General features: G+C 59.2%; 20 protein-coding genes. 10 read left to right on the top strand and 10 right to left on the bottom strand.

What is annotated here, in order from left to right:
- Positions 1–6: 6 nt before the first annotated feature.
- On the top strand, positions 7–1470 hold the full coding sequence (locus NQF86_RS06335; protein WP_266116778.1) for an L-aspartate oxidase: 1464 nt from the start codon (positions 7–9) through the stop codon (positions 1468–1470).
- Between the two features lie 33 nt (positions 1471–1503).
- Positions 1504–2373, top strand: a complete 870-nt coding sequence (gene nadC, locus NQF86_RS06330) for a carboxylating nicotinate-nucleotide diphosphorylase (protein ID WP_266116777.1) — start codon at positions 1504–1506, stop codon at positions 2371–2373.
- A gap of 4 nt (positions 2374–2377) precedes the next feature.
- Here nadC and gloB read toward each other — a convergent pair whose 3' ends face one another.
- Positions 2378–3085, bottom strand: coding sequence for a hydroxyacylglutathione hydrolase (gene gloB, locus NQF86_RS06325; RefSeq protein ID WP_266116776.1), 708 nt, complete (start codon positions 3083–3085; stop codon positions 2378–2380).
- A gap of 152 nt (positions 3086–3237) precedes the next feature.
- Here gloB and NQF86_RS06320 point away from each other — a divergent pair, with 152 nt between their 5' ends.
- Together NQF86_RS06320 and NQF86_RS06315 are read left to right on the top strand one after the other, a co-directional pair.
- Entirely contained in the window at positions 3238–3915 is a 678-nt protein-coding gene (locus NQF86_RS06320; protein WP_266116775.1) for a phosphatidylserine decarboxylase, read from the top strand.
- A gap of 10 nt (positions 3916–3925) precedes the next feature.
- Positions 3926–4792 carry a CDP-alcohol phosphatidyltransferase family protein gene (locus NQF86_RS06315; RefSeq protein WP_266116774.1) on the top strand — a complete coding sequence of 289 codons (867 nt, stop codon included), beginning with the start codon at positions 3926–3928 and terminating at the stop codon, positions 4790–4792.
- On the opposite strand, the gene NQF86_RS06310 is transcribed toward NQF86_RS06315, so the two are convergent.
- Positions 4708–5226: an NADH-quinone oxidoreductase subunit B family protein gene (locus tag NQF86_RS06310; protein WP_266116773.1), complete on the bottom strand. Its 519-nt coding sequence runs from the start codon at positions 5224–5226 to the stop codon at positions 4708–4710. The two genes, NQF86_RS06315 and NQF86_RS06310, sit on opposite strands and share 85 nt — an antisense overlap.
- 112 nt (positions 5227–5338) lie before the next feature.
- Between NQF86_RS06310 and NQF86_RS06305 the strand changes: the two genes are divergently transcribed.
- Positions 5339–6316 (top strand): diacylglycerol/lipid kinase family protein, encoded by a 978-nt coding sequence (locus NQF86_RS06305; RefSeq protein WP_266116772.1) that lies wholly within the window; start codon positions 5339–5341, stop codon positions 6314–6316.
- Here NQF86_RS06305 and NQF86_RS06300 read toward each other — a convergent pair.
- The 8 genes from NQF86_RS06300 to NQF86_RS06265 form a co-directional block, all read right to left on the bottom strand.
- Positions 6240–9104 (bottom strand): TonB-dependent receptor domain-containing protein, encoded by a 2865-nt coding sequence (locus tag NQF86_RS06300; RefSeq protein ID WP_266116771.1) that lies wholly within the window; start codon positions 9102–9104, stop codon positions 6240–6242. The two genes, NQF86_RS06305 and NQF86_RS06300, sit on opposite strands and share 77 nt — an antisense overlap.
- A gap of 96 nt (positions 9105–9200) precedes the next feature.
- Positions 9201–10709 carry an NADH-quinone oxidoreductase subunit D-related protein gene (locus NQF86_RS06295; RefSeq protein ID WP_266116770.1) on the bottom strand — a complete coding sequence of 503 codons (1509 nt, stop codon included), beginning with the start codon at positions 10707–10709 and terminating at the stop codon, positions 9201–9203.
- Positions 10634–11944, bottom strand: coding sequence for a hypothetical protein (locus NQF86_RS06290; protein WP_266116769.1), 1311 nt, complete (start codon positions 11942–11944; stop codon positions 10634–10636). Before NQF86_RS06290 ends, NQF86_RS06295 begins: the two co-directional genes overlap by 76 nt.
- Positions 11842–12375: a hypothetical protein gene (locus NQF86_RS06285; RefSeq protein WP_266116768.1), complete on the bottom strand. Its 534-nt coding sequence runs from the start codon at positions 12373–12375 to the stop codon at positions 11842–11844. Before NQF86_RS06285 ends, NQF86_RS06290 begins: the two co-directional genes overlap by 103 nt.
- On the bottom strand, positions 12372–13244 hold the full coding sequence (locus NQF86_RS06280; RefSeq protein WP_266116767.1) for a hypothetical protein: 873 nt from the start codon (positions 13242–13244) through the stop codon (positions 12372–12374). Before NQF86_RS06280 ends, NQF86_RS06285 begins: the two co-directional genes overlap by 4 nt.
- Positions 13241–14569, bottom strand: a complete 1329-nt coding sequence (locus NQF86_RS06275; RefSeq protein WP_266116766.1) for a hypothetical protein — start codon at positions 14567–14569, stop codon at positions 13241–13243. Before NQF86_RS06275 ends, NQF86_RS06280 begins: the two co-directional genes overlap by 4 nt.
- Before the next feature lie 8 nt (positions 14570–14577).
- Complete coding sequence (locus tag NQF86_RS06270) at positions 14578–15075, bottom strand: DNA polymerase III subunit chi (protein WP_266116765.1); 498 nt, start codon at positions 15073–15075, stop codon at positions 14578–14580.
- A 100-nt stretch (positions 15076–15175) separates the two neighbouring features.
- Positions 15176–16693, bottom strand: coding sequence for a leucyl aminopeptidase (locus NQF86_RS06265; protein ID WP_266116764.1), 1518 nt, complete (start codon positions 16691–16693; stop codon positions 15176–15178).
- 225 nt (positions 16694–16918) lie between these two features.
- On the opposite strand from NQF86_RS06265, the gene NQF86_RS06260 reads away from it, so the two are divergent.
- Genes NQF86_RS06260 through NQF86_RS06240 form a run of 5 tightly spaced genes read left to right on the top strand, consistent with a single transcriptional unit; the run spans position 16919 to position 23576 of the window.
- Positions 16919–17710: a 3'(2'),5'-bisphosphate nucleotidase CysQ family protein gene (locus NQF86_RS06260; protein WP_266116763.1), complete on the top strand. Its 792-nt coding sequence runs from the start codon at positions 16919–16921 to the stop codon at positions 17708–17710.
- Positions 17711–17759: 49 nt separating this feature from the next.
- Positions 17760–18809: an L-threonylcarbamoyladenylate synthase gene (locus NQF86_RS06255; RefSeq protein WP_266116762.1), complete on the top strand. Its 1050-nt coding sequence runs from the start codon at positions 17760–17762 to the stop codon at positions 18807–18809.
- 1 nt (position 18810) lies between these two features.
- On the top strand, positions 18811–19992 hold the full coding sequence (locus NQF86_RS06250) for an LptF/LptG family permease (protein ID WP_266116761.1): 1182 nt from the start codon (positions 18811–18813) through the stop codon (positions 19990–19992).
- A gap of 15 nt (positions 19993–20007) precedes the next feature.
- Entirely contained in the window at positions 20008–21129 is a 1122-nt protein-coding gene (lptG, locus tag NQF86_RS06245; protein WP_266116760.1) for an LPS export ABC transporter permease LptG, read from the top strand.
- Positions 21129–23576: an LPS-assembly protein LptD gene (locus NQF86_RS06240; RefSeq protein ID WP_266116759.1), complete on the top strand. Its 2448-nt coding sequence runs from the start codon at positions 21129–21131 to the stop codon at positions 23574–23576. Before lptG ends, NQF86_RS06240 begins: the two co-directional genes overlap by 1 nt.
- Positions 23577–23583: the final 7 nt, after the last annotated feature.

Below are 23583 nucleotides of genomic sequence, written 5' to 3'. Positions count from 1 at the left end.
CGTCCCATGCAGGGACATATCCTTTCCCGCTACGCAGGCTGGCCCGTCATCGTCGGGGCAGGGCTGGCCGGGCTGATGGCGGCTCTGGAGCTGGACGGCCCCTGTGTGCTCCTTGCCCCTTCCTTCACGGGGGAAGGAACATCCAGCACCCTGGCCCAGGGTGGCATGGCCGCTGCCGTTGGCCCCGGAGACAGTCCGGCCAGCCATGCTGAAGATACACTCAGAGCCGGTGCCGGATTATGCGATCCGGCCATCGTGCAGCGCATCACCGAGGCAGGCCCCGGTGCCGTTGAAACCCTCCTGCGGCTCGGCGTCCCTCTGGCCCGTGATGAAAATGGCCAGCTCGCCCTGCATCTGGAAGCCGCCCATAGCCACAACCGGATCGTCTTCGCCGGTGGTGACCGGAGCGGGCAGGTCATTCTTGAGCATATCCTCCAGCAAACCCGGAAAAAGGACACCATCCACTGGCTACAGACCACTCTGGAAGGCATCCATGCGCCTGACGAAACCGTGCAGGGTATCTGGACCTCCGCCGGATTCATTCCCACGCAACACTGTATTCTGGCCAGTGGAGGCTGTGGCGGGCTGTATCAGCACACCACCAGCCCGCTTGCCAATCGGGGAGTGACGCTCGCTCTGGCAGCACGGGCGGGAGCCACGGTGCGGGACATGGAGTTCACACAGTTCCATCCCACAGCCCTCGTCACACCGGACCAGACCAGCCGCCTCTCCCTCATCAGTGAAGCCGTACGAGGGGCCGGGGCCATGCTGCGTCTGGATGATGGTCAACGCTTCACGAAAGAACTCGCCCCTCGTGATGTCGTCAGCCGGGCCATTGCTGCTCAGCTACGGGAAGGCCGCACCGTCTTTCTGGATGGACGCTCCCTGCCGGGCGAGCCTTTCAGCACCCGTTTCCCCGGCATCACACAGGCCTGCCGAAAAGCCGGTCTTGACCCGGACACCCAGCTTCTGCCCGTTCAACCAGCCATGCACTACCATATGGGCGGGCTAAAAGTGGACCAGACAGGCCGCACCACCCTCAAAGGCCTATGGGCCTGCGGAGAAGTCGCCTGTACTGGCCTTCATGGTGCCAACAGGCTGGCCAGCAACTCCCTGCTGGAAGCTCTGGTCTGCGGGCAATGGGCTGGACGGGACGTCAACGCCCACAAGGATAGTAGCGGTCCTCTCCTCACCTCAACACCGCAACGTCCAACCTTCACGACAGACTGGCCTTTCCGGGCCGAGATGCAGCAGCATCTTGGCATCCTGCGCACTCGCACGGAACTGGAAAAGTTTCTAGAACTTACCCTCCCTCTGGCCCGCCAGAATCTCTGCGCCCTGACAGCCTCCTTCATCGGCTGGGCCGCCCTGCATCGCCCTGAACAGCGCGGGGCACATTGGCGGGAAGACACACCCGGCCTGCAACCACCCCGTCATCTCGACTTACAGATGAACGACCTGCCCCTATAACCCTCTCCTCCATATTTTCAGGACATTATCATCATGGCCCTTGATACGCTTTTCCTGCCCGACCTGCTCTGGGAGCCGGTCATCACCAATGCCCTGCGGGAGGATTTCGGTACTGGCGGGGACGTCACCACGCAGTCACTCATGCAGGGTAAACCCACCCTGAAGGCCTCCTTCGTAGCCCGACAGGATGGACGCCTTGCCGGACTTCCCGGTGCCCGACTGGCCTTCACCCTACTGGATGGCAGCACACGCTTCACAGCCTTCAGGCAGGATGGAGACCGCATCACCCGTGGGGATGTGCTGGCCGAAGTGGAAGGTCCTGCCAGTGCCGTTCTTGGTGGGGAGCGTGTCGCCCTCAATCTGCTGTCCCATCTCAGCGGGATCGCCACCACAACGGGCCAGATCGTAGACTCTGTGAAGGGCACGGGGGTAAGCATCTGCTGCACCCGCAAGACACTCCCCGGCCTGCGGGCCTTACAGAAATATGCTGTCCGGGCCGGTGGTGGCAGCAATCATCGCCACCGGCTGGATGATGCCATCATGCTCAAGGATAATCATCTGGCCCTGTTTGGCAGCAACATTCCCGCAGCTCTGGCCGCTGCCCGCCAACGGGCCGGGCATCTCATGAAGATCGAGCTGGAAGTGGACTCCCTCACCCAGCTTGCCGAAGCCCTGCAATGCCCTGATGGGCCAGACGCCTACCTGCTGGACAACATGACCCCCGCCATGCTGCGGGAAGCCGTGAACATGATTGAAGGCCGTGCCATTGCCGAGGCCTCCGGCGGCATCACGCCCGACACCGCCCGCAGCATCGCTGAAAGCGGCGTGGACATTCTCTCACTCGGCTGGCTGACCCATAGCGTGAAAGCTCTGGATATCGGACTGGATATCCGTACCGCCTGAGCCGTCAGAACTGGTCTTTCTGCTTCCGCAGGCGGGCCAGTTCTTCCGGTGTCCGGGCCATGAGGAAGGGATTGGTCCGCCGCTCCACACCCAGCAGCACGGGCACGGATGGCCGCCCTTCCGCCCGAAGCTTCGCAACCTCTGCCATGCGGGCCTCAAGGGCTGGGGGCTTCTCCCCCAATGACGCAATGAATTTCAGGTTCCCCTGCGTATATTCATGGCCGGGGCAGAGCAGGGTATCATCCGGCAGATCATCAAACTGACGGAAACTGGTGAAAAGCTGTTCCGCACTGCCCTCAAACAGACGCCCACTCCCCCCGCTGAACAGCGTATCCCCACTAAACAGGGCCGGCTTTTCTCCCTCCAGCGCATAGCAGAGATGGTCCAGCGTATGGCCGGGTGTCGCCATGACATGAAAGGTCAGCCCTGCAATGGAGAGCACATCGCCATTCTTCAAAGGATGATCGACAGCGGCCACATCAGATGGGCCATAGACAGGAACATCATAGCGCTGCTTCAGGGCCTCAGCACCGCCGACATGGTCCCCATGATGATGGGTCAGAAGGATGGCAGCCGGGGCCTCCGCTCCCAGCACTGCCTCTGCTGGGCCCGCCTCTCCGGGATCAATCACCACCCACGGGCCATCCCCCTGCCGGACGAACCAGATATAATTATCCTGAAACGCAGAAACAGGTCTGATCTCCACACTCATACGCTCTCTCCTTCTACAGGAAATCCCGCAGAAAACAGCGGGATAACAGACACCATACCCTCAAGATGGGGCCTTTTCCCCACAGCCGCAACCACAGCCCCCTTCATAACGAAATACTTGACCCATCCGGCAGGTGACGTATGAGTAATCTCATGTCACTGATCAAATCTTTCAAACTCGTCCTTGCTCCGCCGCACCGTGCGGCAACACCGTTCCTTGGCATTGGCCTGCTGGCCGGTGTGCTGGGACGAGCCACGCCGTGGCGGCTGACACGGGCACTTGGTACAGCGGGCTTTGCTTTCACCGGCTTCTGCCTGTACTTCTTCCGTAACCCACGGCGGACATCTCCGCAGGGTGACAATCTCGTCCTCTCCAGTGCAGATGGACGTGTGACGGGCGTCTCCATGGTGGCGCCACCGCCTGCGCTGGAGATGGGCAGTGAGCCGGTCTGGCGTGTTTCGACCTTCCTCTCCGTGCTGGATGTGCATGTGAACCGTATGCCCGTCAGTGGGACGGTAACCAAGATCGCCTATCATGCTGGCAAATTCCTCAATGCCAGTCTGGATAAAGCGTCTGAGCATAATGAACGCAACGAGCTGCGTGTAACCCTTAAAGATGGCCGTCAGGTAGCTGTTGTGCAGATTGCTGGGCTTGTGGCCCGCCGCATCCTCTGTGATGTGAAGGAAGGTGAGCAGGTACAGGCTGGCGAGCTTTTTGGTCTCATCCGCTTCGGGTCCCGCACGGATATCTATCTGCCGCCGGGTGTCACCCCCGATGTTCTGGAAGGGCAGACGATGATCGGAGGCGAGACGGTCATAGCGAAGCTCTGAGGGCCATCATATGCAGAAGCCATCTCCCGGCACGACCATCATGCACAGATACCGGCGCAAGCGGCGCCGGGTTCATGGGCTTTCCTTCAACCGGCTTGTCCCGAACATCCTGACGATGCTCGGCCTCTGTGCGGGGCTGAGTGCCATCAAGTTCTCCATGACGGGTCATTTCACCCATGCAGCGGCGGCCCTGCTGCTGGCTGCCTGCATGGACGGGCTGGATGGCCGCATCGCCCGCCTGCTGAAGGGCACGTCACGCTTCGGTGCAGAATTCGACAGTCTTTCGGACTTCGTCTGCTTTGGCGTGGTACCGCCCTTCATCCTCATGCTCTGGGCACTCCCCGCCACGCAGCGTCTGGCCTTCATTCCCTTCATCTTCTTCACTGTCTGCATGGCGTTGCGTCTGGCTCGCTTCAACTCGGCACTGGATGATGACACAGCACCGGAATATGCCGCCAATTTCTTCTCTGGCGTTCCGGCACCGGCAGGGGCTGGGCTGGCCCTGTTCCCAGTTTTCCTTGGGCTGGAAGCCAAACGCAACCATCTGACAGGGATAGAGCATTTTGCTCATTCCCCGTGGCTGGCAGCGGGCTGCCTGATTGTCACGGCCCTGCTTCTGGTCTCCACCCTGCCGATCTGGTCCTTCAAGAATTTCAAGGTGCCATCCCGGTACATCCTGCCGATGCTGGTCGGGACAGGGGCTTACACGGCCATTCTCATTGCAGAACCATGGGGTGCACTGGCAGCAGCCGGGCTGCTCTACCTCGTCATGATTCCGCTGTCCCGCCGCTCTTACTGGCGTCTGCGCCGTGAAGCTGAAGAAGCCTGGGAGCCTGTCGAGGACGAACCACCTTCTGCCAGCTCCACCAACGCCTGAAGAATAGCAGAAGGTGACGGCGGACAGCCGGGGATAGAACTGTAAACCCGGCTGAGCGCATGAAGACCGCCCAGCGTGGCGTAATTATTCTTCCATAGCCCACCATTATAAGCACAGTCTCCCACAGCCACGAGACTACGCCCGGCGGGCATGGCCTCCCACGCACTGGCCAGCGCACTGGCACAGGAACGTATCACAGAGCCCGTAACCAGCAGCCAGTCAGCATCTTCCGGGTGTTGAACCCGCTGAAAACCACTACCCTCCAGCGGGTAAGCGCTGCTCCCCAAAGATACCAGCTCCATCGCACAGCCCTCACAGCTTCCTGCCTCCAGAGTAAATAAACGGATGCGCCGCCCCTGCCGCCTCAGAGGCCGGGGACGCCATTTCTGCACGTCCAGAAAGGCAAGCATCATGGTCAGGGGGGCAGGCTGCATGGCGAAATGACCCTCACAAGAACAAAGGGAGATAAAAACCTGTAACAGAGGTTTCAAAACGGGCACTATATAGGTCCGTCCTGTTCCAGCCCAGAGTGAAGTAACTACCCCCGTGACGGCATCATCCCCCACCCCTCGCAAGGCCCTGCTCATCGTCAATCCGACTGCGGGGCATTATTCCGAAAAACGACTGACTGGCTTCGTGCAGCATCTGGAACGGGCTGGATTGACCGTACAAGTCACGAAGACCCGTTACCAAGGACATGCTGCGGACATCGTACAGAACCGCCCACCAGAAACAGACTTCATCATTGCCGGAGGCGGTGATGGGACGATTGCCGAGATCGCCCATGCCATGATGGAAAACCCCTGCCCGCTGTCCCTCTGGCCTGTCGGCTCCGCCAATGTACTGGCACTGGAACTGAACATTCCCTTCTCTGATGCCCATAACGCCACCCTGATTGCCAGCGGGCAGACCCGCACACTCTGGCCGGGATGGCTCACCACAGAAGGCCAGACCAGCCCGACCCTGTTCCTTCAGATGGCCGGTATAGGACTGGATGGATGGGTGGTGCAGCAGCTTTCCTCTACGCTCAAGAAGCGTATCGGACGACTGGCCTATGCTCTGACGGCGCTGCGCCTACCCTTTGCCTATCCTTTCCCTGCTTTTGAAACCTGCGTGGATGGCAGGACATACCACTCCTGCCTGACCATCATGTCCAAAGGGCGGCTTTATGGCGGGCCTTTCAGGTTGTTCCCTCATAACCATCATGAGGAACCCGGTTTTTCCATCTTCATGCTGCACCGACTAAACCCTCTGGCCCTGCTCAGGCAGTTACTGGCCTTTTGCTGCCGCAAACCATGTCCAGACCCTGCCGTCTCTTACATCAAAGGCCAGACCATTACCTGCTCTGGCAATAAGCCCGTACCAGTACAAAGTGACGGTGATTTTCGCGGCATGACACCGTGCTGCATCGCCAGCGCACCCACTCCTTTGCAGATCATCTGCCCGACTAGAAATCAGCCCCCATCTGAAGGAAGAAGCTTCTTCCGGCGATATAGCCTGAATATTGAGAAAAGGCGGTGTTAAAGGCCCCGTCCGGCACGAAAGGCGGTCGGCGATTGAAAAGATTGCTGATACCGCCCATCAGCTGGAACTGATGCCACCGGCTCGTCACCGTCACATCATGCAGGATCGTTCCGCCAACATGGGTCCGCCCGGATGTTGCCGGGTCTAGGTCCCAGTGGCCGTCATTCATCTTCATGCCGCTGATGATACGGGTCATCCAGATAAGACTGATATGGTCATGACGCCATGTCGTGCTGATGTAATGCTGCTCCCGTGGTCGCCCGCTACCATTCAGGTAGAGCAGACGGCCCGTGTAATTCTGCCAGTTACCGTTACGGGTCAGCTTCTGCCTGTAACTCAGAAGATACTGGGTATTTTCATAGAAGCTCAGCTGATCCCTGTCACTCAAGGCCAGACTGTAGCGCAGGCTGAAATCCAGACCATCCGTTTTCAGGGCACCGATATTCTGCGGCAGGGCCTCAATGGCCGTGATCTGCCCGCTACTGGACCGGGGCAGAATGGCACTACAGAAATCAGGCTCACTGCCCGTATAGCACCCATCCAGAAGCGTCTGCGTGCTGAGGGTCGAAATCATGTCACGCAAGCTATAATGCCAATAATCCACGGAAAGCTGTAATGATTTGAGGGAACGGGGCGTAATATCCATCCCCACCGTTGCCGTGCGTCCATATTCCGGCCCCAGCCGTGGATTGCCACCGGAAAGAGTCGGTAATTGCCCCACCAGTGAGGAGGTGAAACTGGCCGGATTAATCCCCTCCTTCTGGCAGCGTGCCCGCACGGCCCCCGCATTACTGCCATAACTGCTGACATGGGCGCAGGGGTCGGACGCTGAGGCATAACTCAATGTCTGACCACCATAGACATCATACAGGCCCGGCTGCCGGAAAGACGTACCCAGCGTCCCCCGAAAGGCTACATCCTGAACCGGTGCCCAGTGCAGGCCGGTCTTCCAGTTCAGCGGTGTGCCGTAATGGCTGTATGAAGAAACACGCCCCTGAAGATCGACCGTCAGGTCCCGTGCGAACGGAGCACGCTTCAGCAGAGGCAACTGAATCTCGCCATACCCTTCCGACACGGTGAAACCACCGCCCGTATAAGCACCAGCTGCCCCTGTGGATGCTCCCTGTGCCACCAACGCATCAGGATGATAGCTTAACTGCTCGCCTCTGTGTTCCATGCCCATGGCCACCCCGACAGGCCCTGCATAACGCCACGGCAGAGCGAAAAGATGCGGGTTCCGCAGACGCAGCATCGTGTCCCGCAGCTGATAGGTGGCCCGGTCCCTCTGGGTGAAACGAATATAATCCTTTGCCTGCTGGCTATAAGGCGCAAAAGGGCTCTGCAACACGCAGCCCTGCGATGCCTGACAGATGCTTGGATCGTACACCACGGCACTGCGAGGATTGGTCACATCCAGCTGCTTCGTCCCTGTCGTCTCCAGAAGATTGCGATAATTGATCATATCCTGCGTATGAGATGACAGATGGCTCCGCCCATAGGTGTAGGAGGCATCATAATCCCATCCGGCACCCAACTTCCCTTTCAATCCGGGCAGGAACGTCCACGTATCCGTATTGATGTTATTGCGCCGTGGCCCGACATCCTCTGCCCGTTTGATAACAGATGCATCCATCCCCCACGGATTATAGGGGCTGGCCGCAGGCAGTATCCATGAAGATGACAAAGTGGAAGGCGGCACGCTCCCCTGTATCGGGGCTGGGGACTGGGTGCGGCCTACAAGCGTATGGCTGTAACGCATGGTTCCATAGAGTGTCACAAAGCTGGAAAAACGCTCATGGGCATCAATGGAGGCCGTCCCATCATCATGGCGGTTCATAATCGTGGAGTAACGGGCGAAATTATAGAGGTCACCACTCGTGAAACGGCGGAAACCACCCTGCCCGTCCGGCACCATCTTCTGCCCTGTCTGTGGGTTGATAAGGACACCCGATGGAATGATGGATGACCCGTAACTGGGGCTGCCCGTGGCCGGATTATCATTCTGTGGCAGGGCCGACCAGCCACGGTCCCGGTTATAGATAGGTCCGGTCGTGCTGTAACTGCCCGCTATCGTGACATTGCCCCGTCCTTCATCAAAATTCATGCCATGATAGGCGGAAATCTCTCCACCCCGGGCATCCCCCACCTGCGTGATGCTCCCCCGCATGGTGATGTTGCTTCCCGTCAGATCATGACGCAGATGGATGTTGATGACACCCGCAACGGCATCCGCCCCATACAGGCCAGACCCGCCATCCTTGAGGATTTCCACCTTCTCAATCTGCTGCAAAGGGATAGTGTTAAGGTCCACACATTCAGACCCGGCATTGAGCGGTGCCCGATGCCCGTCAATCAGCACCAGAACCCGCCCCTGCCCCAGATTGCGCAGGTCCGTGCAGGATGCTCCCTTGCCGCCATTCGTCATGCTGTTCGGCGAACCGGAGGACCCGATGGAGGGCATCCGTTGCAGATAATCCCCCAGAGAGGTCACGGCACTGCGCTGTATGTCTTTCCCCGTGATGGTCTGCACCGGATTGGGTGAAGTCTTCCGCCCACCCTGGAGGAAAGACCCTGTGACTGTCAGCATTTCAACGGGCTGGGCGCTGGCATGAGCCGCCTGAAGCGCCCGGCCAGTCCCGGATGTCTCACGGGATGGTTTATGAGAAGTCTCGGGAACTGTCTGTTTCACCGTTGTGCGGTCCTCTGCCTGAGCAGAACACACCAACAAGGCCGGAAAGATCAGTCCTCCACCCAGCATGAGGGCAATGCCCCGTCTGATAAGCCGCACAAACCCCTCACACAGCGCATGATAAATCTTAAATTCTATTTTATATGTTATAATATAACATTGTGTGGCGGGCCAGCCTTTTCCGTAAAAGCAGGATTACAGGGCCACACCAGCCGGAGACACCCCAAGAGAGGCCAGAACAAGCCCAAGCTGCTCCGGCTCATGCCCTTCCAGAACAGACCCCAGAACGGACAGTAAAGGCAGCATCGGGTCCCGTATCTGCACACTGGCCAGCCGTCCTTCTTTCAATACGACATGATACCAGACATCACCCCGAGGCCCTTCCGCAACACCCAGCCCTTCATCCGTGCGAGGAACGGCTTGCCCTTCACTCTCCTGCCCGTAATCGGCGGTCATGCGCTCCAGAATCTTCAGGGATTCCTCAATTTCAGCCAGACACTGGCGGTTCCGGGCCCACGCATCACCCTCATGACGCCCTGCCCCGCCCATCGCCTGCGGCCTCACACCTTCATCCATGTAACGCATGTCCAGATAGCGCCCGCTGGCTCTCCCGATCACACCGCCAAGCGCATACTCCCATGCTACATCCGTTGGTACGGCAGCAACCCCTTTCAGGCGACCATCGAACAAACGGGCAAGCGGTCTGATCTGCTCCATCCGAGGCCTTATCCCCTGAATAACGGCCTGAACAAACGGAATGATGGCCTCCACGCCGCTCTTACCTTCCAGACTGATACTATCCGTCAGACGCCGTGACAGGCCATGAACCGTACAGACCTCCGCCAGAGTTTCCCGTGCATGGTCATACAGGCTGGCCAGAAGCCCCGCTCCCGCCTGATGGGCCATTTGGGCGAGGTCGAACAGATGCAGCCCCATCCGCTCCACTTCCAGCAGAATCAAACGCCTGTCCCGTTCCCGTGGGTCTATCCGGCGGCTCTCGGCCTGTTCCAGCGCACGCACAAAGGCCAGAGGATGAGACACGAAACCGCTGGCAGAGATGCGGGATACCAGAGGCATGGCCTCCTGCGGGGTCAACCCGATCAGACGAGACAACACCCCCCGATGCCCGGCGGCGATCTGTATATCCACCTGCTGCATCACGCCATCAGAGAGCACATAATCAATACCGAGCAGCCCCGGCACAGGCGTGCAGGAAGGTTCAATCCGACAGCGTGGCAGAGGCTGACCGCCTCCCTCTGCGACAGGCAGAGGATTGGCGGAAAGAGGCGCTGTCAGGGACCAGCTACCATCATCCAGAGCTGGACTGTCATCCAGCGCAGACCATGCCTCCACGCCCCACAGGTCTCTGGAAATTCGTTCTCCCCACTGAGCTGCTGGGAAATAGGGGGACACGGCCTGATAATGCCCCTGCTCCACCGCCGTGCTCAATAGAAGCGGCTGCTCGCCTTCCAATAGAAACAGAGCCGTGGCCCATTCTTCATTCGCCCAGAAAGCCAGAAACGTCATCATTCGGGCATTCTGCTGCAAGAGGCGCTGCCAGCCTTCCGCCGTGACACGATAATGGAACAGCCCGATACGCTCGCCTTCAGGTAGGGCAGAACCCGTCATCATGGGCTGTATCCTTTCAATACGGGCGATGCCAGAAACGCCACCGCCAGAAGCGCCAGCAGACCCAACAGACACAGGAGCCCCCGCATCAACGGACCTCCCCGCTGCCAGACCATGAGTAGGCTCTGCGGCATCGTCTCAAGCTTCAGCTGCCAGAGCCCCAGCATCATACAGAGCAGCAGACCAGCCAGCGCCCACCAGTCCAGCAGTGGCGCCAACACGACCAGCACCACCATAACAACCGGCAGGACCATCTGCACGGGCAACAGGGCCAACCCGCCCGGCAGAACCGTCTGACCTGATGGCAGAAAACCGTTACATCCCAAACGCAACGCCGCTGCCAGCAGCGCCGCTACATATAGCATCAACAGGCACAGCATCTGCCCGGTTCCTGCCGCAAGCAGTCCCAGCCCCGTCAGCCATGGCAGCAGAGGGAACACCCCCGACCGAGCCAGAAGCAGGCTCGCCATGGCCAGCAGACCGGCAATGACCATCAGAAGATGTGTGAAAGGCGTCATCGCCAGCAGCGTCATGAGGAATAGCGGCACGAAACGCAGCCCCACATCCAGCAGGACCAGCTCTGCCCGGCTGGACACGGCACTACCCAAACCCGCCATCATGCACAGCCCTGTCAGGGCCAGAACCTGCCCGACCTGCATCGCCGTTTCATGACTGGAGAAGACATCACCACCCGGCATCACGGCCAGACCAAGACCAGCCAGTATCACACCACTCAACCGTAGGCGTACCATCTCCCACGCAGGCAGGGCCCGCCGTGTCGCCCGACCGTCCCACCACGCCAGCAGGACCGTCCCAGCCCCATCAAAAAACAGAGCCGCCAAAGGAGGCCGCAAAAGCAGCCCCATGAAGACGCAGCCCGTAACAAAGAATGGCAGATAGGCTTCCATCCCCTCTCTAAAAGACGCTTTCTCCTGAGCAGGTTCAGGCCCAGTCCATAAGCTGAACAGCAGAACAGGAACACAGGCTTCCATAGCCAGACAGAGAGCCTGCCCCCATGTCATGCCAGAAGAACAGCCCAGCAGAGCCAGAAGACTCAGGCCAAATCCCAGACGGGCCATGCGCCCCGCCTGCGCTGGCCGCCGTGATGCCCACAGCACCCAGACCACCAGAAACGGCCAGCAGAACAGCCCGAACAGAACCGGCGAGGCAAACAGACCTGATGAAAATGAGACAGCCGCCAGTGCCATCAGTCTTCCTCCACCCGCAACCATGCCAGCCTTGGCAGCAGCACCAGCGCCAGAAACACCATCACCGCCCAGAGCGCCACCGCCGTAACGAACAGCCCCCATGACGGCAAAAGAGACGCCATGACCATCAGGCCATCCACCGCCATGATGAGCCCGCAGAACTGGGCCAGAGCCACTCCACAGGCCGCCGAACACAGCCCGGCCAGAACCAGCCCAATGCCAAAAGTTGGCACCAACCCAAGCCCTGCCCCAAAGAAGGCCAGCACAAACTGGAGCAGCAGGGTCATGACCACGGGCATCATCCCCCGCCCACCGGCAAACATCGTCCCCTGCCCAACGGCAAAATGCCGGACTATCCCCCAGAGCAGCAGATTGAAGACAGGCAGCAGCAAGGCACACAAAACAGCCAACGCCCCCGTGCCGGATGTTGCCGCAATAGCTGCACAGAACAGCCCATAAAGCGGCAGCCAGCGGCCATCCCGCCCCAATGTCAACAGAAGCAGTACGAGTGCACAGGCAAAGCCGGTCATCATACGGCGAACCTCCCGGCAAGAGCCATCAGCCCGGCCAACCCCAGCAAAAGAGCCACTAACCGGCCGTTGCGGCTCATCCCCGTCAACCGCCCCAAAGCCACAAGAAGACTGCCCCCACCAAACCGTATCACCAGCCCGATCACTCCCGCCGGTCCTTCCAGTCCGAACAGGACAGGCAGAAGAAGATCGCCCAGAAGAAGCGCCCAACCTACATGGTGAATACTCACGATCACCTGCCGCTGGTCTCGTGCCAGACGGCTGGCAGGCCGCCCACGACTCACCATCTCATCCGCCAGCACCTGAAAATCTGGCAGGGATGTTGTCAGGGCCAATGCTGCGGCACAGCAGAGGGATGTCCCCGCAAGGCTGGAGCCCGGTGCCGCCAGCAGAAGGCGCTGCACCCCCTGAAGACCCGTTACACCCGGCGCTGCCAGCACGAGGAAACATTCTGTCAGACACAGGGCAAAGCAGCAGCGCCCATGCACCGCCCGGAAACGCCCCGGCACGGCCCAGAAGGCCCCCACCAGCAGAATCCCTCCCATCAGCAACGGGTCCGCCAGCCACGCACCCAACGCACTTCCAACATCAGCCCTGACAAGCGATAAACCCGCAAGACACAGCACAGCCAGAAAACCAAGCGCCAGCATCAGCCCATCTTCCAGCGGCAGGCCTGTCCGCAGAATCTCCCGCCAGAAAGCCGCAAAGCGCCTGTACCGCTCCCTCAACGGCGCCACCGCCCGCCCGACCAGCAGGGCCGGAACATCCTCCTCCAGCCAGAACATCAAAGGCAACAGAAGCAAGAGCACCCCGCACTGAAGGCACAGCTCCAGCACAATATGGAGCACGGAAAGCAGGGCCGATCCGATCATTGAGCCAGCCCCATCACGACCAGCACGCCGCCCAGAAACATCAACCAGAACACGGCCCCCAGCTCCTGCACTGGCAAGAAAGACCGCCCCTCCAGAAGAACAGAACGAACAGTGCGAACCTGTCTCTGCCCTCGCATCATCAGCCGTTTCATACTGCGTGGCAAAACAGGCTGTGCCTGCATATAAGCCTGAAGTCGGATTAACTCCCCTCCTTCAGTCTCATCAGATGTCAAAGCCGCATGGGCATCATCTCTTTTGCGCCCGGAGGCAAAAGCCCAAAACAAAAACAACCCACCCCAGAAAAGCGGCAGAGCTGTCACGCTGCCATCCCCACCGGGAAGGCGGTAAAGCCAACCAGCCCAGCCAGTCCCATGCCCGACAAGCCAGCCTGCCACCACACCACAGACGGATGGCAGACCCGCAGCCAGACACAGCCCCCCTGCCCAATGCTTCGGCTGCCTGTCCCGCAGGAAAAATCTGGCCTGACTGAGAACCCGCACACCATCCCCAAAGGAAAGCCCCATGATGGCCACCCCCAGCAGACAGCCCATGACGGTCCAGCCCTCCGTACTGCTGCTCAGCCCTAATGATGCGTGAAGCCCTACCCAGCCCACAATAAAACCCGGCAAAGGAGGCGCTGGAAGAAGAAGCAAGGCAGAGCGAGGCCAGATAGCCGCAAGACACTGGCAAGCAAGGTCCAGCAACAGAGCAAAAAAAGCGCCCTCCACTCCGAGCTCCATCCCCTGCTGACGGGACACCTCCATGACCCCCAGCAGCAATACAGGCCGCAACAGACGACAATATCGGTACAGGAACAGCCGTGCTTCCCCCAGTCCCGCCAGCAGGCATACCCCGGCCAGAACACTTCCCCCCACCATCCAGATCAGCGGCTGCTGGATGACCATTTCATGCCCCAGCCCCAACATCAGGATGAGCGCCACAAGCCGAACCACCTCATGCTCGCCTGCTGCCCGTCCCGCAGCCCAGAAGCAGGTCGCCATCACACCGAGACCACCAGCACCCGCAGGAAGAAGGGCATAGCCAACCAGCGCCGGTATACCCCAGACGGGTTGAAAGACTGTTCCACCCCCCAGAAGAACAAGCGCTACAGCGACCAGACAGGCAGCCGCCCCTGCATGAGAGGCAACCCCCAGTGCCAACATGGCCAGAACCATGCCTACCATGTAGCAGCCCCCCTGCCGCCAGACACCAAGAGGCACCGAACGCCAAAGGCCACTGACAAACACACGGATGGACCGATCCCCAAGGAGCAGGACGATCAGCAGTGCCAACAGGCAAGCCATGAGCGGATCATGAAATGACATGCTGGTTCTTACCCTGATTTTGTCCAGCCTCTGGCTTCCTGCTTCCAGTAGGCCATGTGATACCCGGCCTGCTTCATGGCTTTCCAGCGCAGACGGGCCTCCTGAACTGCCGTGTCATCATGGCCATCAAACAGATCAAAAATTCTTTTAAAACCCGTCAGCTGCCCATCCCATGCACCATTGATGCGAAACAGGAAGGCGCCACCATTGGGGCACTCATCACTGTCGGTCAGCCAGACAGGCTGACGGGACGCCTTCCCCATCGCCTTGCTGCCATGAGGGAGCCAGACGCCTGCACGAGGTGTCCAGAGGGCCTCATCCAGCCCCTTCACCTGCGCAGCATCATGACAGCGGATCACGGCACGCTCACCGCCTGCCAATGTTCTTTCCAGCAGAGCAGGCAGAGCATCCTCAAAGGAAGTCCGTGTGAGGTGATAAAACCCCACCTGAATCTCCCGTGGCTGATAGGCTTCCGTTCTGCTCTGTCCGTCTGCCTGCTCCCGCATGACATGCCTCTTTCAAGAAGGTCTCCATCAGCCACAGCTTCCTGATGCAGATGGAAACCAGCCTGACCAGCCCTTTGCAGAGCTGGCCCATCATTCAGCCTCAATGCTGGGAGGCTGTCCCCTGATATAGCCGGACGAACTGGTCCAGCAGACGTACACCAAAGCCACTGGCCCCCTTCGGGGTAATAGCGGTTGCCTTTTCAGCCCATGCCGTTCCGGCAATATCCAGATGTGCCCACGGCGTATCCCCCACGAAGCGCTTCAGGAACTCGGCTGCCAGAATGGAGCTGCCCGGACGGCCACCAATATTCTTCATATCGGCAATGTCGGAATCAATGCGGCGGTTATAGGCCGCACCCATGGGCATACGCCACAGGGCTTCACCCGTTTCTTCCCCAGCCTTGGCCAGCGTTCCGGCAAGCTGGTCATCATTGCTGAACAGGCCAGCATAATCGCTGCCAAGCGCCACCACGATAGCCCCCGTCAGCGTGGCCAGATTGACCATCAGGGCCGGTTTAAAGGTCTGGCGTGTGTAAGAAAGCAGGTCTGCCAGAACGAGACGCCCTTCAGCATCGGTATTCAGCACCTCGATGGTCTGGCCGCTATGGCTTTTCACGATGTCACCCGGGCGCTGGGCCTCGCCGGACACCATATTCTCCACCAGACCGACAACACCCACGGCATTGACCGGGGCCTTGCGGCGGGCCAGCGCACTCATCACACCGACAACGGCAGCGGCACCGCCCATATCCATCTTCATCTCATCCATGCCCGCAGCAGGTTTGATGGAGATACCCCCGGAATCAAAGGTCACGCCCTTACCGATGAAAGCCAACGGTGCCTTGTCAGACCCGGCATCACCTTTATGGCGCATAATGACAGTGAACGGCGCCTTCTCACTCCCCTGTGCCACGCCCAGCAGAGCACCAAAACCCAGCGCCTCCATCCGGGCACGGTCCAGCACCTCAATCTCCAGCCCCAGAGCTTCAAGCTCCCTGATACGCCGGGTAAATTCTTCCGGGAAAAGGACATTGGCCGGTTCATTCACAAGGTCCCGGGTCAGGAAGACGCTTTCACCCAGTCCTTCCAGCTCTTTCCAACGTGTCTGGACGTCTGTCACCTGTCCAGCGTCTGGCAGGGCGATATGCAGAGACTTCAGAGCAGGAGCTTTGCCCGTAATGGTCTTGTAACGATCGAAACGGTAGCTTCCCAGACGGGCGCCCAGCGCAATCTCCGCCGCCAGCGGGGCCTGTTCAGCCTCCAGCAGCAAAGTAGCTTCAGCCGCCTCAATGCTGCTGGCCTTCAGCAGCTTCACGGCCTCACCACCAGCGAGATGGGCCGCTGTGGCAGCACTCTGCGGTTCATCACCGGCAGGGGCACAGCCCAGAAGATGAAACTGTGCCACATCCTTTGCTGGAGCGATCAGGCTAACAGACTGCCCTGCCTTGCCTGTAAAATCCCGCAGGGCAACCGCACGGGACAGAGCACCCCCCAGAGCTTCATCACAGCTACGAAACACCGCTCCTTGAGCAAACGCTGCCCCGTGACAGAACAAAATAGCAAAAGAAGGAATCCCACCCTGTGGATGAGTGCCTGCAACAAAGGAAATATCAGTCATAGCAACCCTGTTTCATCTCAGGGCAGGCGCCCGTGCCATTGGCATGACAGCGTAACGCACCTGCCTCATCATAAGGGGAATGTTCCGCACTTATGGCCCAACACAGACCACCGCACCAGCCTCACATGACTGTTACGGCATGAGCACATTCCCTTTTTCAGTCCGCTCACCATAACAGAGAAGGTCAGAAGTGACGAATGATCCATAATACGGTAACCTAGCACCATGAACGCTTCCCCCGACACCACCCCGCAAGACCGTGACCTCCTGACGCTGGCTCTGGATATCGTCACGGAAGCCGCCGAGATCGTGCAGAACATCCGCAGCCGTGGGTTCCAGACCGAAATCAAAGCCGATTCCTCCCCCGTGACAGAGGCAGACAAAGCATCAGAGGATCATATCCTTGCCCGCCTGCGGGAAGCCTGCCCGGACATTCCCGCCATTGCCGAAGAAGAACATGCGGCGGGCATCCATGTCCCCGCCGGGAGCAGCTACTGGCTGATTGACCCGCTGGATGGCACACGGGGCTTTGCAACAGGGGGCGATGACTTCACCATCAATATCGGTCTGGTCCGTGATGAACGCCCCGTACTGGGGGCCGTAGCCCTGCCTGCCAGACAGGGCATTTATGGAGGCGGGATCGGCCAAGGGGCCTTCCAGCTCATCGGGTCGCAGCGCCATCCTATCAGAACAGCCCCGCCGGGTGAGGAGGGCCTCCGGGTTGTGACCTCCTCTCATCACACATCGGAAGACCTGCTTCAAAAATGGCTGGATGGCCGTCATATCCAGTCCGTCACCCGCATGGCATCAGCCGCAAAAATCATTCTCATTGCCGAAGGCAAGGCCGATTTCTACCCCCGCTTCGGCCCGACCATGGAATGGGATACAGCCGCCCCACAAGCCATTCTGGAAGCTGCAGGTGGTCACCTGCTGGATGAACATGGCCAGACCCTCCGCTACAGTAAGAAAGGCTGGCTCAACCCACCCTTCTTCTGCACAGGCTATCCAAACGACTGAACCCGCCGCCTTTCCTCCATTATCTTCATAACACCGGTACTACTACACCATGCCCCACCCCGCTCCCCACCATCGCACCGAACGGCTCGATCAGGATTATGACGGAATCCGGCGGGCTGCCCGTCTGCTCCGACAGGGAGGGCTTGTCGCCTTCGGGACAGAGACGGTCTATGGACTGGGAGGACTGGCCACAGCCCAGAAAACAGTGGAACGCATCTTTCAGGCCAAAGGGCGGCCTTCCTTCAATCCGCTCATCAGCCATTTTGCCGCCGCTGAAGCCGCTTTTGCAGAAGCCGACATGGCTATTCCTCTGCGGGACATGGCCTATGACCTCGCCCGGCGTTTCTGGCCCGGTCCGCTGACACTCATTCTGCCCCGCCATGCGGAAAGTCGCCTTTGCCCCGCTGTCACGGCCGGGCTGGATACGCTGGCCGTGCGTGTTCCCAAAGGACGGGCGGTGGAAGAACTGCTCCGCCTGACAGATCAGCCCATTGCGGCTCCTTCCGCCAACCGCTCTGGCCGGGTCAGCCCCTCCACCGCCCACCATGTTCTGGATGAACTGGAAGGCCGGATTGATGCCGTGCTGGATACCGGCCCCTGCCAGGTTGGGCTGGAAAGCACCGTGCTGGACCTGACAGGCACCATCCCCGTCCTTCGCCGCCCCGGCGGTGTCACGCTGGAAGAATTGCAGGAAGTCTGCGGCCCTATCACCGTGGCCGATCATGAAACTGCAGATGGTCAGAACCACCGCCCTTCCGCACCGGGGCAGCTGACCTCCCATTATGCACCCTCCCTGCCTGTACGGCTGAACGCCACACATATTCAGCCTCATGAAGCCTTCCTGACCTTCGGGGAACAGACGGCAGAAGGTGCCACGCCTGCACTCAGCGTCAATCTCAGCCACAGCGGGAACGTGGAGGAAGCCGCACGCCGTCTTTTTGCAGGGCTCCGCCAGCTTGACCGTGCCGCTACCCGCCATGGCCTGACCACCATTGCCGTAGCGCCCCTACCAGAAAACGGGCTGGGTCGAGCCCTGAAGGACCGGCTGAAACGGGCCGCTGCACCCCGCCCGGCAGAGCCGGCATCACCTTCAGCCTGACATGGCTGGGCAGCAACTGAACAGGACCGACCATTTCGCCAGACTTGAGAGGTTATGCCCGTTAAGGGACCGCTATATTCTCCGCCATCTCCTCATTGGGCTGGCGGTCCTGACAGGCGGGGCCACAGCCCTGATATGGCTGACACAGTCCCTGCATTTCATCGGCATGATCGTTCAGCATGGGCTCTCCCTGCTGGCCTTTCTTCATCTAACGCTGCTGATGCTGCCTTCCTTCATCAATGTCATCCTGCCGGTCACCTGCTTCCTCGTCATATTGTGGTTCTACCAACGGCTGGCGGGAGATCGGGAACTGACCATCCTTCAGGCGACCGGGCTATCCCCCCTGCGGCTGGCATGTCCCGGGCTGGTCTGTGCCGGTCTGGCCACACTCCTCAGCTATGGGCTGAGCCTGTGGGGGGCGCCGCTCGCCTATCATCACTTCCACCGCTATGAGCTGGAAATCCGCAACCGGGCGGCTGCCTTCCTGCTGGAAGAAGGCGTCTTCACCCCCGTCTCCAAGGCCATGACCGTCTATATCCGGGAACACCACAGCGATGAAAGTTTTGGCGGCATCATGATTGAAGATAACCGGGTACCCAGCAATCCGGTCACCATTCTTGCCGAAGACGGACTAACAGAACCTCATGGCGATGCACTGCGCCTCATCCTGCATAATGGTTCCCGCCAGACCCTCAACCGCCGGACCGGAGAACTCAGCACGTTACTCTTTCAGCTGGAGACGCTTGATTTCGGCTCTCCGCACGATCAGGCCCTCAGCCCGGATGTGGCCGAACTGACCATGGCGCAACTGTTCCACCCGCAAGGTGATCTTTCCACACATACACGCAACAAGCTGCTCATCGAAGGCTGGACACGCCTCACCGGCCCGCTGGCCTGCCTCTCCTATGGCATGATTGGTCTGCTCTGTGTTCTGCGTGGGCGCTTCAGCAAACATGGCAACATCATTCGCCCCACAGTTGCCGTCCTGAATGTTGTGGGGCTGATGATCCTCTCCCTGATGCTCAAAAATCTGGCAGAGCGAAATCCTGCCCTCGTCCCCCTTCTCTGGGGAACCGTTCTTCTACCTATTCTGGTAGGGGCCGCACTCTTTCTACGGGATGCGACCCGTCACTACAGGCTGGGTTCTTCTACCGAACAAACCAGCTCCTCCCCGGCACAGTAAGGAAACCTTTCAGGCATGGTGCATTCCGGTTTTTCCTTCACTCTTGCCCGCTATGCAGGCCGCAGATTCACCCTGACAACCTGCTTGACCCTGCTGGCCCTGACCGGCCTGATCTCCCTGTTCGATTTCATCGACCTTCTCCGCCGTGCCGCCGCCCACCCGGAGGCCGGGCTTTCCCGGGTGCTGGAAATCACCGCCCTGCATATCCCTTATTATGTGATCTATATCGTGCCATTCGCCATCCTCCTCGGCGGCATGATCTGCTTCTCTCGCCTTGCCCGGTCTTCAGAACTGGTCGTGACCCGTGCGGCGGGTATTTCCGCATGGCAGGTACTCATCAGCCCTTCCTTCTGTGCGGCCTTGCTGGGGGTGATCGTCAGTGCGGGGCTCTCTCCGCTCTCCTCCTACAGCTATGGGCTTGCCGTAAAACTGGACAAAACATGGCTGCGGGGACAGCATAATACGGATGAAGACCATTTTTCTGATCTCTGGATCAGAGACAGCAGCCACAGCTCATCTGCACATGGGGATGTCATCTTTCATCTTGGCAGTCTCCAGCGCCAAGGGAACACTCTAACAGGGCGAAACATCACCATCTTTCAGTTGAACAGCGACATGACGCTCCGCAACCGGATGGAAGCCGCTGAAGCTGTGCTTTCTGACAGAATCTGGAGACTCCACAATGTGCTCATTCTCTCCGACAGTCACCACCCCCAGCGACAGGATGAAGTGCTTTTACCCTCTGAATTTACTACGGAAACCTTAAAACTACGGGCCCTTCCCGCCGATACTCTTTCACTCTGGGTCTTGCCGGGCGTGATTAAACTGTTGCGTCATTCCGGTTTTTCCACGATACCTTATCGTCTCCACTTTCAGGGGCTATTGGCCCTTCCTATGCTTGCCGTCACCATGACGCTGGTTTCTGCTGGTTTTTCCATGCGCCCTGCCGGGCGTGGCGGGATCATGCGCATGTTGGGCATTGGGGTCACCGCTGGTTTTGCCCTGTTTGCGGTCTCCAAAATAGCCGAGCAGCTGGGAAAGTCTGGAGCTCTGCCCCCGTTCCCCGCTGCATGGGGCCCGGCGGGTGCCGGTTTGTGTCTTGCCGCAGCATTGCTGCTGCATTTGGAGGATGGCTGATGCCACTGTCTGATGACTTTCCATTCCGCCGTATTGGAAAGCCCCGGTCACTGCTTAGCCAGGCCCTTGCCGGGAGTACCCTGGGGGCCTTGCTGCATGTCATTCCAGCAGCCTCAGCCCAGACACCAACCCCTGCACAGACCTCCACACAGCCCCCTCAGGACAGTGCGGCACAGGCTAAGACGGCCAATGTTCCTTCATCACTGAAGCCCCCACAGAACGCCCGCACCCTGCCGCCACGGACAAAGCCTGATGTCTCTGCTGATGGGCAGGTCTCCAGCTCGGAGCCGGTTACCTATCTGGCGGATCATGAAAGCTATGACAGAACAGGCCTTCTTGTTCTGGAAGGTAATGTGCGCCTCTGGCAGGGCGACCAGACCATGCGGGCCGATAAGGTCACCTATGACAGAGCCGCCGGTGTCATAGAAGCAATCCATCATGTGGCGCTGACACAGCCCGATGGCACTACAGCCTATGCCGACCATCTGGAACTCTCCCATGGGATGAAAGATGCTGTCAGCTCCCAGCTTTATGTGAATATGCCCAATGACGCCAAGCTGGCCAGTAGCGGTATGCGCCGCAGCAATGGCCGGGTCATGGATTTCGCCAATCCTGTTTACACGGCCTGCCCCGTCTGTGCCCAGCATCCCGACCGCCCGCCAACATGGGACCTGAAAGCCCATGGGGTTACGCAGGATAAAGACAACCAGAATCTGGAATTCGACCGTGCATGGCTGCACATCATGGGCGTTCCCGTTTTCTATTTTCCCTATCTCCCCGTCACCGACCCCAGTTCGGAACGGCATAGCGGCCTGCTGAACCTTAACATCAAGCCTCATGACCATTATCTGGGGACGGTCTTCAGCCTGCCTTATTACTGGGTTATTGACGGCCATCAGGATGCCACCTTCACGCCGCTGGTCTCCACGAAATCCGGCCCCCAGCTCTCCACCGTTTATCGTAACCGCCTCAATAACGGTTACATCCGCTTTGAGGGCGGTGTGGCGGACGATACCCTACGCAAGCGTCCCTTCTATAATGCGTTCGGCGAGCTCAGTAATGGCGGTAAGGAACATGGTGCACAGGCCTATATCGCCAGCCGTGGCGAGTTTAATCTCTCCCCGCACTGGCGGGTAGGCTTCAATGCCAATCGTGCTACATCCGCCAACTACATGCGTGACTACAGCCTGCCGGGCTATGGTAACGATACCCTCAATTCCAATGCCTATCTGGAAGGCTTTGGTGTCGGCTCCTATCTGCGGCTGGACACACAGGTCTATCAGGGACTGAATCAGGGGATCATCAACAACAGGGAGCTCCCTTATTCCCTGCCCCGCTTCACCTATGAGTTCCAAGGCGAGCCGGATGCTCTTGGCGGGCGTCTGAGCGTTCATACGACCGACTTCGTTGTCCTGCGTGAGCGTGGCGCTAATGACCAGCGTGGGGAGCTGGCCCTTCAATGGGACCGCCCATGGACAAACAGCTGGGGACAGCAGTGGCTTCTGACAGCCCGTGTTGACTCCATGATCTACCATTCCACCCGTATGCATGAGCAGCCACTCTATGAGCAGTCCGGCTCCCATGTTCAGGGGCAGGCTCAGCCGACCGTGGCGGCCAAGGTCAGCTGGCCTTTCCTCCGCAGCTTTGCCAAAGGGCACGGCACGCAGGTTTTCGAACCCATCGTGCAGCTGATTGCCGCCCCGAATACAGGTAACGCCCTGCACCGGCAGCTGCCTAATGAAGACAGCTTCGCATACGAGCTGAATGATACAACCCTTTTTGCCCTCAACCGCTATATGGGGACCGACCGTCTGGATGGCGGCCTGCGTGCTAATGTCGGCATCCATCAAAACTGGAGCTGGAACGGCCGCTCCATCGACATGCTGATCGGGGAAAGCTTCATAGAGCACCCGAACAAGGGCGGGCCAGCCTATATGGTCTATTCTGGCGTCAATCATACCTTCTCCGACCCTGTCGGGCGTATCCAGATGACACCGTCACGCTATTTCGACCTGACAGCCAGAGGGCGCTTCAACCCTTACAGCAAGAGTTTTGACTATGGTGAAGGTCTCGTCTCTGCCGGGCTGCCCTTTTTCCGTGTCATGGCAGGGTATGTCTATGAGCCCATCACCTCGTACTATTATTACTACTCACCGCATGATAGCCGCCTCAGCTCTCTCCTCAATAATCCTTACCTGAACCGGACAAGCGAGATCAGCGGTGGTGTCACGGGCCGGTGGAAATCCGTCCATTTCGCCTATTACACACGGCGCAGCCTGTCCCGTAAGGAATTTGTGGCGAATGGTGGTACGATCGGCTATTCTAATGACTGTATAACAACAAACATCTATGTTTCCCGTCAGAACACCCGTATCGGTGGGCGGCGACCAAACCTCTCTTTCGGCTTCAGTATTTCACTCAAATCTCTCGGTACGTTCGGAAACTGACCTGACT

The sequence above is a fragment of the Bombella pluederhausensis genome, assembly GCF_026385525.1.
GTDB classification, from domain to species: domain Bacteria; phylum Pseudomonadota; class Alphaproteobacteria; order Acetobacterales; family Acetobacteraceae; genus Bombella; species Bombella pluederhausensis.
The sequence above is the reverse complement of the archived record's forward strand: the minus strand, read 5'-3'. Positions and strand labels throughout refer to the sequence as shown.